At 62.0% G+C, this 12,169-nt stretch carries 10 protein-coding genes; 8 read left to right on the top strand and 2 right to left on the bottom strand.

The features are described 5' to 3' along the window. The first annotated feature begins 208 nt into the window (after positions 1-208). From ACMWKK_RS08725 to ACMWKK_RS08705, 5 genes are all read left to right on the top strand, one after another. A complete protein-coding gene (locus ACMWKK_RS08725) occupies positions 209-895 on the top strand; it encodes a hydrolase (protein WP_008501349.1) in 687 nt (228 codons plus the stop codon). A gap of 61 nt (positions 896-956) precedes the next feature. Beyond that, on the top strand, positions 957-1,178 hold the full coding sequence (locus ACMWKK_RS08720) for a DUF1427 family protein (RefSeq protein ID WP_112781844.1): 222 nt from the start codon (positions 957-959) through the stop codon (positions 1,176-1,178). Beyond that, positions 1,175-1,435 (top strand): XapX domain-containing protein, encoded by a 261-nt coding sequence (locus ACMWKK_RS08715; protein ID WP_112781845.1) that lies wholly within the window; start codon positions 1,175-1,177, stop codon positions 1,433-1,435. Before ACMWKK_RS08720 ends, ACMWKK_RS08715 begins: the two co-directional genes overlap by 4 nt. A 23-nt stretch (positions 1,436-1,458) precedes the next feature. Continuing rightward, positions 1,459-1,839 carry a response regulator transcription factor gene (locus tag ACMWKK_RS08710; RefSeq protein WP_045327493.1) on the top strand — a complete coding sequence of 127 codons (381 nt, stop codon included), beginning with the start codon at positions 1,459-1,461 and terminating at the stop codon, positions 1,837-1,839. A gap of 9 nt (positions 1,840-1,848) precedes the next feature. Then, a complete protein-coding gene (locus ACMWKK_RS08705; RefSeq protein ID WP_112781846.1) occupies positions 1,849-7,431 on the top strand; it encodes an ATP-binding sensor histidine kinase in 5,583 nt (1,860 codons plus the stop codon). A 3-nt stretch (positions 7,432-7,434) separates the two neighbouring features. Here ACMWKK_RS08705 and ACMWKK_RS08700 read toward each other — a convergent pair whose 3' ends face one another. Further along, positions 7,435-8,052 carry a response regulator transcription factor gene (locus tag ACMWKK_RS08700; protein ID WP_112781847.1) on the bottom strand — a complete coding sequence of 206 codons (618 nt, stop codon included), beginning with the start codon at positions 8,050-8,052 and terminating at the stop codon, positions 7,435-7,437. 264 nt (positions 8,053-8,316) lie between these two features. Here ACMWKK_RS08700 and ACMWKK_RS08695 point away from each other — a divergent pair, with 264 nt between their 5' ends. After that, positions 8,317-8,919: an ATP-dependent Clp protease proteolytic subunit gene (locus ACMWKK_RS08695; protein WP_024909504.1), complete on the top strand. Its 603-nt coding sequence runs from the start codon at positions 8,317-8,319 to the stop codon at positions 8,917-8,919. A gap of 137 nt (positions 8,920-9,056) precedes the next feature. Further along, positions 9,057-10,178, top strand: a complete 1,122-nt coding sequence (locus ACMWKK_RS08690) for a cupin domain-containing protein (RefSeq protein WP_112781848.1) — start codon at positions 9,057-9,059, stop codon at positions 10,176-10,178. Between the two features lie 91 nt (positions 10,179-10,269). Here ACMWKK_RS08690 and ACMWKK_RS08685 read toward each other — a convergent pair whose 3' ends face one another. Next, on the bottom strand, positions 10,270-11,685 hold the full coding sequence (locus tag ACMWKK_RS08685) for a PLP-dependent aminotransferase family protein (RefSeq protein WP_045327502.1): 1,416 nt from the start codon (positions 11,683-11,685) through the stop codon (positions 10,270-10,272). Between the two features lie 176 nt (positions 11,686-11,861). Here ACMWKK_RS08685 and ACMWKK_RS08680 point away from each other — a divergent pair, with 176 nt between their 5' ends. Then, the gene (locus ACMWKK_RS08680; protein ID WP_045327503.1) at positions 11,862-12,023 is read left to right on the top strand and encodes a DUF1127 domain-containing protein; all 162 of its coding nucleotides are present in this window, start codon (positions 11,862-11,864) and stop codon (positions 12,021-12,023) included. Positions 12,024-12,169: the final 146 nt, after the last annotated feature.

Here is a 12,169-nt window from a genome sequence, read left to right as displayed (position 1 = left end):
GACTGAGAGGGGAATGGTCAGGATTATGGGAACCGGTTTCGGCAAAGATCCAGTTATACAATAGGATAGGTATACCAAAGTATAACTATACCTAAGGTTAACTATACGAAGAGATAATTACGCCCGGGGGCGATAAACCGCAGGATGAGGGTGACTTTATCGCCGTGGCGATCCCGGCGATTTCTCCCCTTAACCACTGGAAAATGCTATGACCTCTTCAAAGCTTGAAGTGTTAACCCCTGCGAACTGTCAGATCATCTTTATCGATCACCAGCCTCAGATGGCGTTTGGCGTGCAGTCTATTGACCGCCAGGTGCTGAAAAACAACACCGTGGCGCTGGCGAAAGCGGCTAAGGTGTTCAACATCCCGACCATCATCACCACCGTAGAGACCGAAAGCTTCTCCGGCAATACCTATCCTGAGCTGCTGGACGTCTTCCCGGGTCAGGACATTCTGGAGCGTACCTCCATGAACTCATGGGACGACCAGAAGGTGCGCGACGCGCTGAAGGCCAACGGCAAGAAGAAGGTGGTGGTTGCCGGCCTGTGGACCGAAGTGTGCAATAACAGCTTTGCCCTGTGCGCGATGCTGGAAGGCGACTACGAAATTTACATGGTGGCGGACGCGTCCGGCGGTACCTCCAAAGAAGCCCACGACTACGCGATGCAGCGCATGATCCAGGCGGGCGTGATCCCGGTGACCTGGCAGCAGGTGATGCTGGAGTGGCAGCGCGACTGGGCGCGTAAAGAGACCTACACCGCGGTGATGGACATCGTGCGCGAGCACTCCGGCGCCTACGGCATGGGCGTCGATTACGCCTACACCATGGTGCACAAAGCGCCGTCTCGCCAGAAGAGCGAGCACCGCACCTTAGCGCCGGTTCCGGCTCGCTAAGCCTTGTCGGCGGGCTGGTCCCTCATCCGGCTCGCCGCTGCCTCTTTCTCTGGAGTTCACAATGAGTACTGGGCTGATATCCCTTGCCGCAGGCGTGTTGATTGGCCTGATGTATGCCGTGCTGAAGGTGCGATCCCCCGCGCCGCCCGCGCTGGCGCTGATTGGCCTGCTGGGGATGCTGGCGGGTGAACAGGCGACGCGGCATCTGTTATCCCGCGACGGCGCGCCGCCGCCTCAGGTGACCGCTCCGCAGGGCACTTCGCAGACGGGAGCATCGTCATGAAAGCGTGGATAATTTCGCTGGTGTGCGGCGTGGCAGCTGGGGTAATTTACGCCCTGCTCGACGTCCGTTCCCCGGCGCCGCCGGTTGTTGCCCTGCTTGGCCTGTTTGGCATGCTGGTGGGCGAACAGCTCATCCCGGTGGGACGGCGTTTACTGAGTCGCGAACCGCTTACCCTCGCCTGGTTTCGTCACGAATGCGTACCGAAAATCAGCGGCACGGCGCCCCCGGCGCCCGCGAAGGACGATCGCGACGCTTAATGATTTGTGAGAGGAAAGACAGCATGACGCTGCCGTGGCGCATTGCCATCATTGATGACGAACGTTCCGTCCGCAGCGGGCTGAGTAATCTCCTGGAGTCGGAAGGCTATTCGACCGATACGTTTGATTCGGCAGAGGTGTTTCTGAGCCATCCGCTCGCCCTGTCCGGCGCGGCGCTGGTGATCGCCGATCTCAAGCTGCGGGGCATGAGCGGCCTGGAGCTGTTTGATAAGCTGCGGCTGCTCGCCGTTCCGCCGCCGCCCGTGATCTTTATCTCCGGTCATGCTGATGAAAATATGCAGCGGTACGCCCTCAGCCTGGGCGCCGCTGCATTTTTGCGTAAGCCCATTAACATCGATATTCTGCTGGATCATATTCAGCGGGAGCTGGCCCGCCGACAATAAGGATCGCGGATGAACGAACACGAGCAGCCTGCATTCTGGCCCGCCCAGGTGAATCTTCACCAGGGGCGGGTTTTTGTCCTTAAAGAGGATGTGATTTTTACCGTGCTGGCGCAGGAGGGCGGTATCGCCTGGATGCACGCGCGGCATCCGCATTCCGGCGGCTCGTTCATTATTGCCACCGCGGTGAGCGACGAAGAGGAAGAGCGGGCCACCCGGCTGCTTAAAAACGAGTTTGCGCTGCGTGACGTGCTGCAGGACGGCTGGGCCATCCGCGCCGTCGCCTCCACCCAGTACCGGGGACGCTTCGCGCTGGTGTACGCCCCGTTTGCGTTTGAGCTGCTGGCGCGGCGCGCGGGCAGGGCGATCTCGGGCATCACGCGCTTTATCGAGATGGCGATCCAGATCTGTGCTCCCCTGCGCCAGATGCACCTGCAAAACCTGATCCACGGCGATATCAAACCCGGCTCGATTTTTGTTCATCACGATGCCACCTGCCGCCTGGGCAGCTTTGGCCTCTCCTGCAGCCTCTCCGAAGCCTTCTCCCAGACCCGCCTTGCCGTGCAGGGCGGAACGCCCGCGTATATGTCGCCGGAGCACACTACCCGCACCCGGCGCGCCGTTGACTGCCGCAGCGATCTCTACAGCCTCGGCATGGTGCTGTATGAACTCCTGACCGGACGCCTGCCGTTTGAGCTGGGAGAGGACGATCGGGACAACTGGGCGCACTACCATATTGCCTCGGCGCCGCTGGCTCCGGACGCGATCCGCCCGGACGTGCCGGGCATGCTGTCGACCATCATCCTGAAGCTGCTGGAGAAGCATCCCGATAACCGCTACCAGACGGTCGACGGGCTGATTGCCGACCTCCGCCGCTGCCAGGCGACGCTGACCTGCGAGGGCGAGATCCTTCCCTTTACCCCCGGCCAGCAGGACCGCACTCCGGCGATCCATCTGGCGGACTCCCTGTTCGCCACGCATCCGCAGGCGAATGACGTGATAGCCGCGTTTGAGCGGGTGAGGCAGAACCGGGTGCCGGAGCTGGTGACGATCGGCGGGCCGTCGGGGATCGGCAAATCCTCGATCATCGCGACGGCGCTTAAAACGCTGCAGCAGCGGACGGTGCTGCTGGCGGTGGGCAAAGTCGATCAGTTTTCGCCGTCGCTGCCCTACGGCGTACTCAGCTCCGCGTTCCGCAGCCTGACGCTGCACCTGCTGGGGCTGCCCGCGGACGACGTGGCGAAGTGGAAAATCCGCCTGTCGCGCGCGCTGGAAGGGTATGAAGCGCTGGCCGTCAGCCTGGTGCCCGAGCTGGGCCTGCTGCTTGAGAGCAGGCCGCGCTTCTCGGCGGATACCTTTTCCATTGATGCCCGGGCGCGCTTCAGCCATATGGTGCTGGCGCTGGTGAAAACCTTTGCCTCGCAGGGCTGCCCGCTGGTGCTGGTGCTCGACGATCTCCAGTGGAGCGACGCCGCCAGCCTGCACACGCTCAACGCTGTGCTGATGAACTGCGGCGCGGTGCCGCTGCTGGTGGTTGTGGCGCACCGGGATATTGGCTCCGTGGCCGACGAAGCCCTGCGGGGGCAGCTGGCGGGCCTGCCGGAGGCGGCGCAGAACGCGAGCGAGATCGTCCCGCAGGCGCTCTCGGTGAGAGCGGTGGCGCGCTGGCTGGCGACGGTATTTCGCACCCGCAGCGCGGCGACGACCGATCTCGCGACGCTGATCCACGAGAAGACGGGCGGCAACCCGCTCTTTGTGCACGAGTTTTTCCGCCGCATCGTCGACGACGGCCTGGTAGTACACAACAAATATCAGGACAGGTGGCACTACGATCTGCAGGCGATCCGCGCCCGGCACTATACCGAAAACGTCGTCACCCTGGTGCTGGAGCAGCTTGAAGAGCTGCCCGACGAGACGCGCCGCCTGCTGGGCAGCCTCGCCTGTCTTGGCGGCACCGGCGAGATGGAGATGATCTGCCGCGTGGTCGGCATGTCGATGGCGGAAATGCGCTACGCGCTGCACCCGGCGGTGATGGCGCAGCTGATCGTGCTGACGGGAAAAGCGTACTCCTTCACCCACGACCGGGTTCAGGAGGCCGCCTTCGCGCTGCTGGATCGGCATGAGAAAAGCCATCTTCACCTGACCACCGCCAGCCTGCTGGCCGACGCCGCGCGTCAGGCGGCGGGGAACGAGCTGCTGTTCCGCGCCGTTCACCACGTCACGGCCGCGCTGGACAGCATCCAGCCCGCGCCGCAGCGCCAGAGGTTCCGCGAGCTGAGCCTGCTGGCCGCGCGCCGCGCGAAGCGCTCGGGGGATTACCTTTCGGCGCTCGGCTATATCCAGACGGCCAGAGCGCTGGGCAACGCCGGAGCGGTGTCAGACTTTATGCTTGATATCGAAGAGGCGGGCTGCGAGTTTGCGCTGGGAAATCTGGAGCGTACCCGCGAGCTGTGCGACGCGATCCTCGGCTGCCCCGGCGGGCTGACCGAAAAAGCGCTGGCGGCCAACCTGCTGGTGGAGGTCTACATTCGCCAGTCGGACAGCCGTCTGGCGCTCGAGGCGGCGCTCTGCTGGCTGGGGATTTTTGGCATCCAGATCGGCCGCTATCCGGAAGATGCCGACTGTGACGAGGCCTGGGACCACTTTTGCCGCCGCGCGGGCGACGCGCCGCAGGCCCTGTTTGTCCCGCTCTCGCGGATGGATAACCCGGAAACCGAAGCGGTGATGAACCTGCTCTACAGCGCCAGCATTTGCGCCAGCTTCATCTGCCCGCGCCTGCACTTTTTGCTGCTCTGCCGCATGATGCACCTGACCCTCGACCACGGCATCACCGGCGCGTCCACCACGGCGATGGCCTGGTTTGGCGTGCTGATGGGCCACCGCTACGCCGAGTACCGCCTCGGGTTCCAGTACGGCACCCTGGCCCGCGAGCTGGTGAGCCGCCACGGGTACGATACGTTTGAAGCCAAAACCCTGCTGCCGCTGGATCAGCTCAGCGTCTGGACCCAGCCGCTGTCGTTCACCATCGAGTGCGCAAAGGCCTGCTTCACCTCGGCGGTGACGCACGGGGATATGACGATGGCCTGCTTTGCGGCCTGTCATCAGGTCATCAACTTCCTCTCGCGGGGCGATCATCTGGACGGCGTGCTGACCAGCATCGATCGCGGCCTGGCGTTTGTGCGGAAGACCCACTTCCAGGACGTGGAAGCTATTTTGATGGTGCAGCGCGGCTACGTAGAGTTTCTGCGCACGCCGGTTATCGGCACCTGGACCGCCTCGCAGGTCCTGCCGGAGGCGCTGCTTCCCGCGTCGCCGGAGCAGGCGCCTGAGCAAACGTCGACCATGCTGTTCTGGTACTGGCTCTATCGCGGCATGGCGCACTTTACCTGCGGCGAATTTGCCCATGCGCAGGCGGATCTCGAGATGGCGGGCTGGTACGCGTGGTCCGCGCCGGGGCATATCCACCTGCTGGATTACCACCTCTACAGCGCGCTGGCGCTCTCCCGCCAGCTGACGCCGGAGACCTTCTCGGCGAATCACCGGCGCAGCATTCACGCCCACTACGACAAAATCGCCCTCTGGGCGCGCGTTAATCCCGGCACGTTCGCGGACAAAGAAGCGCTGATCTACGCCGAAATCGTGCGTCTTGACGGGATGAACAGCATTGCGCTGGAGCAGTATGAGAGGGCGGTCCGGCTGTCACGGGAGGGCGGGTTTAACCCGATCAACGCCCTGGCCCACGAGCTGGCGGGGCGCTTTTCGCTGGCCTGCGGCTACCCGACCGCCTCGGACGCGCACTTCCGCGGTGCGATTGCCGCCTGGGGCCGCGCCGGGGCGCAGGCCAAGGTGCGCCAGCTGGAGCAGGATTTCCCGCACCTGCTGGCCTCCGGGCAGGCCAGCGCCTATGACACCGTGGCGTTCGCCCAGAATGAGACGATCCGCGATCTGCAGAGCGTGATCAAAGCCTCCCGCGCGCTGTCGGAAGAGATCAACCTTGAGCGCTTAATCGAAAACCTGATGACGATCCTCCTCGAACGCGCCGGGGCGCAGCGCGGGCTGCTGCTTCGCGTGAGCGATAACCTGATCCCGGAGATCGAGGCCAGCGCCTGGACCAGCACCGAGGGCGTGCGGGTGCGGATCCTGAAAGACGTGCCGACGGCGACCGACCTGCCGCTGTCGGTGCTGGCGGCGGTGATCCGTACCGGGCAGGAGATCCGCACCGGCAAGCCGGAGGAGTTCCATCCCTTCAGCCAGGATCCCTATCTGGTGACCTCGGGCGCGGCGGTGATGTGCGTCCCGATGTTCAAGCAGGCGCGGCTGGTGGGCGTGCTTTACCTGGAAAACCGCCTGATGCCGGAGGTCTTTACCGCCGAGCACTCGCGCGTGGTGAGCCTGCTGGGAGCGCAGGCGGCGGTATCCCTGGAGACGGCGCGGCTGTACGCCGAGCTGCTGGCGGAGAACATTCAGCGCCGACGGGTGGAGAAAGAGCTGCGCGCCAGCCAGACCTCGCTGATGCTGGGCGAGCAGATCAGCCACACCGGCAGCTGGCGCTGGGAGCTGCAGCAGGATCTGATGTTCATGTCCGAAGAGTACGCCCGCATTCTCGGCCTGCCCGAGCAGCAAAAGATGATCTCCATGGCGGAGTTTTTGACCTTCGTCCATGAGGATGACTACGCCCGCATCAGCGCCATCGTCACCCAGAGCGTGCGCGAGGGGCTCTCCATGCGCGCGGAGTTTCGCATTAAGCGTACCGACGGCTCGACGCGCTATATCCTCGGGATTGGCGATCCGGTGGGCGTGGGCAGCGAGGTAAACGAGTACTACGGCATCATCACCGATATCACCAGCCAGCGCGCCGCGGAGGATGCCATGCGTGTGGCGCAGGCGGATCTGGCGCGGGTGTCGCGCGCCACCACCGTCGGGCAGCTGACCTCCTCTATCGCCCACGAGATCAACCAGCCGCTGATGTCGATCGTCTCGAACGCCGGGGCGAGCCTGCGCTGGCTCAACCGCGAGCCCGCCCGGCTGGATAAAGTGCGGGAAGGGCTGGAGGAGATCGCCGCGGAGGGCGCGCGGGCGGGGGAGATCATTCGCAGCATCCAGTCCCTGACGCGCAAGCAGGATCCGACCTTCGCGCGCATCGATCTGCACTACCTGATCCACCATATCATCGCGCTCTCCCGCAGCGAGCTGGAGCAGAGACACATTAGCGTGGATTATCTTTTAAAGGCGCAGGACAGCTTTATCACCGGCGACAGCGTGCAGATCCAGCAGGTGCTGCTCAACCTGGTGATGAACGCGGTAGAGGCGATGGCCGAGGTGAAGGATCGCGCCTGCACCATCACCCTCAGCACCGCCAACGCGGACGGAAAAGTTATCGTGGAGATTGCCGATACCGGGAGCGGCATTGAGCCCGAGCGGCTGGAGCAGATTTTTGACTCGTTCTACTCCACCAAGGCGCAGGGGATGGGCATGGGGCTGACCATCAGCGCCAGCATTATTGAGCGCCACTGCGGGAAGCTGAGCGCGCGCCGCCGGGAGCCGTACGGCACCGTGTTTGCCTTTGCGCTGCCGCTGGCCGCGCAGGAGGGATAAACCTTACTCCGCAGGCTGGCTGTGGGTCAGGCGCTCAACGGCCCTGACCAGCTCCGCCACGGAGCGCACCTGCATTTTTTCCATCACGCGGCGGCGGTGCACCTTAACCGTGATCTCGCTAACGCCCAGCTCGGCGGCAATCTGCTTGTTCAGCATGCCGCTTATCGCCAGCGTCAGCACCTCGTGCTCGCGCGGCGTGAGGGACATGTGGCGCTGCTTCAGGGCGTAGTGCTCTTTGTTGCGCTCGGCGTTGCTCTCCGCCAGCTGAAGCGCGGACTGAATAGCGTCGATCAGCGCGGCGGATTCCACGGGCTTGGTGAGAAATTCATAGGCGCCGCCTTTGATGGCGCGCACCGACATCGGGATGGTGCCGTGGCCGGTAAGAAAAATAATCGGGATCTCGCGTCCGCTGTCCTTAAGCGCGTCGGCTACCTCGAAGCCCGAGATGGCGGGCATTTGCATATCGAGGATCACGCACGACGGCAGATCCTCAAAGCGGTGCTGAAGAAACGCCTCTGCCGATGAAAAGCCCATGGCGTCTATCTCCGCGGATTCCAGCAGGCCGAGAACGGACTGCCTGACCGCGTCGTCGTCGTCAACCACGTACACAATGTGTTCCATTCACCGCCCCGGTGCTGAGTTAACTGTCGAGAAAATAAACACGTCCCCTGACGTAAGAGACTGTTTCTGCTGACTTTCATCTTAACACATCACTCATAATTATCATTTAACAATATGATAATCCTATGAAGATGAAGTATAGCGAACGGTTATCGACTGGCGTGCCGTTTGCCTGCGCAGGTTTCGCTATCTGTCTCTGAGGACTTTAACCCGTAAAACAGGCTACACTCTGGTTTTGAGCGCGACAAGCTGAGGGAAATAACAATGCACTACACACTGAAAGAGAGCGACAAGGAAAAGGCGGAAGGGTCAAACGGCGCGGGCGCTCTGCAGCAAAAACTGCTGGAGTCCCGTTCGATTGTGATCTCCGGTGAGATCAACCAGGAGTTGGCGCAGAAAGTCATCACCCAGATGATCCTGCTGCAAAGCGTGAGCAACGATCCGATCAAGCTGTACATCAACAGCCAGGGCGGCCACGTGGAAGCGGGCGATACCATCCACGACTTCATCAAATTCATCCGCCCGGAAGTGCACGTTATCGGCACCGGCTGGGTGGCGAGCGCCGGGATCACCATCTTCCTGGCGGCGAAAAAAGAGCACCGCTACTCGCTGCCAAACACCCGCTTTATGATCCATCAGCCGCTGGGCGGCGTGCGCGGTCAGGCAACGGACATTGAGATCGAAGCGCGCGAGATCATCCGCATGCTGGATCGCGTGAATAAGCTGATCGCCGACGCGACCGGCCAGCCGCTGGAAAAAGTGAAAAAAGACACCGACCGCAACTTCTGGATGTCTCCGGCAGAAGCGCTGGACTACGGCATCGTGGGCAAACTGATTACCCACTATGACGAGCTGAAGCTGGACTAAGTTTTCGCACCGCGTACGTGTCGGGTGGCGGCTTCGCCTTACCCAACACGTACGCGTGCTGGTTTGACCCATGACAAGTTCCCCCTCTGCCTTCTTGCCTATAATCGCGCCTGTTTCCCTTCTCACTGGTGCTACCCATGGCGTATCAACTGAACCTGAACTGGCCGGAATTTCTTGAGAAATACTGGCAAAAACAACCCGTCGTGCTGAAAAATGCCTTCCCGAATTTTGTCGACCCGATTACCCCGGACGAGCTGGCAGGCCTGGCGATGGAGCCGGAAGTCGATAGCCGTCTGGTGAGCCATTTCAACGGCAAATGGCAGGCCAGCAATGGTCCGTTTGAACACTTTGATGGCCTGGGCGAAACCGGCTGGTCGCTGCTGGCGCAGGCGGTAAACCACTGGCATATGCCTGCGGCGGAGCTGGTGCGCCCGTTCCGCGTCCTGCCGGACTGGCGTCTGGACGACCTGATGATCTCCTTCTCCGTGCCGGGCGGCGGCGTGGGGCCGCATATCGATCAGTACGACGTGTTTATCATCCAGGGGATGGGCAGCCGCCGCTGGCGCGTGGGCGACAAGCTGCCGATGCGCCAGTTCTGCCCGCATCCGGCGCTGCTGCACGTCGACCCGTTCGAGCCGGTCATCGACGAAGTTCTTGAGCCGGGCGATATTCTCTACATCCCGCCTGGATTCCCGCACGACGGCTTTACCCATGAAACGGCGCTTAACTATTCCGTCGGCTTCCGCGGGCCGAACGGCCGCGATCTGATCAGCAGCTTCGCCGACTACGCGCTGGAAAACGATCTGGGCGGGGAGCACTACAGCGATCCGGATCTGACCTGTCGCGAACACCCGGGCCGCGTTGAGCAGTACGAGCTCGATCGCGTTCGTCAGATGATGGTCGAGATGATTAGCAAGCCGGATGATTTCACAAAATGGTTCGGCAGCTTTGTCTCCACTCCGCGCCACGAGCTGGATATCGCCGCCGCCGAGCCGCCTTACGCGCCGGAAGAGGTGCTGGACGCGCTGCAGGGCGGCGAAACGCTCTCTCGCCTGAGCGGCCTGCGCGTGCTGAACGTCAACGGCAGCTTCTTCATCAACAGCGAGCAGCTGGAGACGGTAGACGCGAAGGCGGCGGATGCGCTGTGCCGCTACACCGAAATCGGCCAGGCCGAGCTGGGCGATGCGCTGAACAACCCGGCGTTTGTTGAAGAGCTCACCGGGCTGATTAACCAGGGATACTGGTACTTCGACGAGTAGCGCGGCCTGTTGCCCGGTGGCGCTGCGCTTACCGGGCCTACAGCGGCAAGAGCGTAGGCCGGGTAAGGCGAAGCCGCCACCCGGCAAAAAACTACTCCTCCATCGCAATCACAATCGCTTCCCCCAACTTCTTCAACGCCTCGCGATGTTTCTCCGTCGGCGGCAGCGCCACGTTGATGCGCAGGCAGTTGCGGTACTTCCCGGAGGCGGAAAACAGCGACCCGGCCGCGGCCTGGATCTTCAGCCGACACAGCTGCTTGCTGACGCACACCATATCCACCTTCTCCGGCAGCTCAATCCACAGCAGGAAGCTCCCCTGCGGGCGCGTGACGCAAATCTCTGCCGGAAAATACTGCCGCACCCAGCAGGTGTAGGTTTCCATATTCTGCTGATAAATCTGGCGCATACGGCGGACGTGGCGATGGTAATGACCGTCGCGAATAAACGCCGCCACCGCCATCTGCGTGCCCGGCACGTTAAACCCGCCGGCGGCATATTTCATGTGCATCACCCGGTCGTAGTAGCGCCCCGGCACAATCCAGCCGACGCGCAGGCCCGGTGCCACGGTTTTGGTAAACGAGCTGCAGAGGATCACGCGGCCGTCGATGTCCATTGAATGAATGGTGCGCGGGCGCGGGTACTCCGCCGCCAGCTCGCCGTAAATATCGTCCTCGACAATCACGATATCGTGCCGCTGGGCGAGGGCCAGCACCTGCTTTTTCCGCGCTTCCGGCATGATAAAGCCGAGCGGGTTATTGCAGTTGGGCACCAGGATCACCGCCTTGATCGGCCACTGCTCCAGCGCCAGCTCCAGCGCCTCGATGCTGATCCCGGTTTCCGGGTCGGTGGGAATTTCAATCGCCTTGATGTCGAAGCCGCGCAGCATCTGCATGGTGCCGTGAAACGACGGCGACTCCACCGCCACGATATCCCCCGGTTTACACACCGAGAGCAGGGCTATCGACAGCGCGCCGTGGCAGCCGTTAGTGATCACAATCTCGTTCGCCGCCACGGTAGAGCCGCCGTCCAGCATCAGGCGGGCGATCTGCTCGCGCAGCTCCAGGCGCCCGTCGAGCACGTCATAGCTCAGCATCTCACCCGGATTATGCTGCGCGATGCGGCTCATCTCGCGCCACAGGGGCTTCAGGCTCGGCTGGTTTATATCCGGCGAGCCGCCGCCAAAGGAGATCATCTCTTTGTCGGCGCGGGCGTCCAGCAGCATCATCACCTCATCCCACTGGGTAACGTCCACCGGGCGCTGCACCGGACGGGTCATGGCCGGAACGGGCGGCTGGGCCTTACGCTGCGAAACAAAATAGCCGGAGCGCGGCTGAGGGGTGATGAGCTGGAGGTTTTCGAGGATCTGATAGGCCTGCTGTATGGTGCTGATGCTCACGCCGTGCTCCTGGCTCAGCGCGCGTACCGACGGCAGACGTTCGCCGCTGCGATACAGCCCTTGTTCAATGCGTTCTGCCAGAAGGTTGGCCAGATGTTGATAGCGCGTCATGCTGTATCCTTTGTTTTCACCATACAGATTATAAAACCAGTACAGATTGCGGCAATAATTGCCATGCAGATACTGTTTTAGCGGATCTGTATGTTAAACAAAAGTTGTTTTTGTATCTGTATTGCACAGACCGATTTCCAGGATGATAACCCCACTGGCACAGTGAGGAGAGCATCATGGAATTCTATGAGAACCGTTCAAAACGTCCGTTCGTCGCGTTTGTCTGGATCGGCAAAACGATCTGCAACTGGTATCGCATCAACCGCACCCGCCGCATCCTGAGTCAGATGAGCGACGCGCAGCTCAAGGACGTGGGGCTGTCGCGGAATGATGTATAAGACGCGTCGTTGCCCGGTGGCGCTTCGGTATGAACCGGAAACATGGGTAACACTTTAGACCGGATACATGGGTAACAGTTATAACTGGCATAGAAGAGGAGACTCGCTATGCCCTGGACTGAGACCCGACCTATGCAACGCCTTGA

This window comes from Enterobacter sp. 01-M-03-SI-ECC, from assembly GCF_047530215.1.
Taxonomy (GTDB): Bacteria; Pseudomonadota; Gammaproteobacteria; order Enterobacterales; family Enterobacteriaceae; genus Enterobacter; species Enterobacter chengduensis.
The sequence above is the reverse complement of the archived record's forward strand: the minus strand, read 5'-3'. Positions and strand labels throughout refer to the sequence as shown.

Bases quoted from the DNA above. Each gene is read 5' to 3' on its own strand.
- ACMWKK_RS08690 (WP_112781848.1), top strand. From the start codon at position 9,057: ATGGCGTATCAACTGAACCTGAACTGGCCGGAATTTCTTGAGAAATAC.
- ACMWKK_RS08710 (WP_045327493.1), top strand. From the start codon at position 1,459: ATGACGCTGCCGTGGCGCATTGCCATCATTGATGACGAACGTTCCGTC.
- ACMWKK_RS08680 (WP_045327503.1), top strand. From the start codon at position 11,862: ATGGAATTCTATGAGAACCGTTCAAAACGTCCGTTCGTCGCGTTTGTC.
- ACMWKK_RS08720 (WP_112781844.1), top strand. From the start codon at position 957: ATGAGTACTGGGCTGATATCCCTTGCCGCAGGCGTGTTGATTGGCCTG.
- ACMWKK_RS08725 (WP_008501349.1), top strand. From the start codon at position 209: ATGACCTCTTCAAAGCTTGAAGTGTTAACCCCTGCGAACTGTCAGATC.
- ACMWKK_RS08700 (WP_112781847.1), bottom strand. From the start codon at position 8,052: ATGGAACACATTGTGTACGTGGTTGACGACGACGACGCGGTCAGGCAG.
- ACMWKK_RS08705 (WP_112781846.1), top strand. From the start codon at position 1,849: ATGAACGAACACGAGCAGCCTGCATTCTGGCCCGCCCAGGTGAATCTT.
- ACMWKK_RS08695 (WP_024909504.1), top strand. From the start codon at position 8,317: ATGCACTACACACTGAAAGAGAGCGACAAGGAAAAGGCGGAAGGGTCA.
- ACMWKK_RS08685 (WP_045327502.1), bottom strand. From the start codon at position 11,685: ATGACGCGCTATCAACATCTGGCCAACCTTCTGGCAGAACGCATTGAA.
- ACMWKK_RS08715 (WP_112781845.1), top strand. From the start codon at position 1,175: ATGAAAGCGTGGATAATTTCGCTGGTGTGCGGCGTGGCAGCTGGGGTA.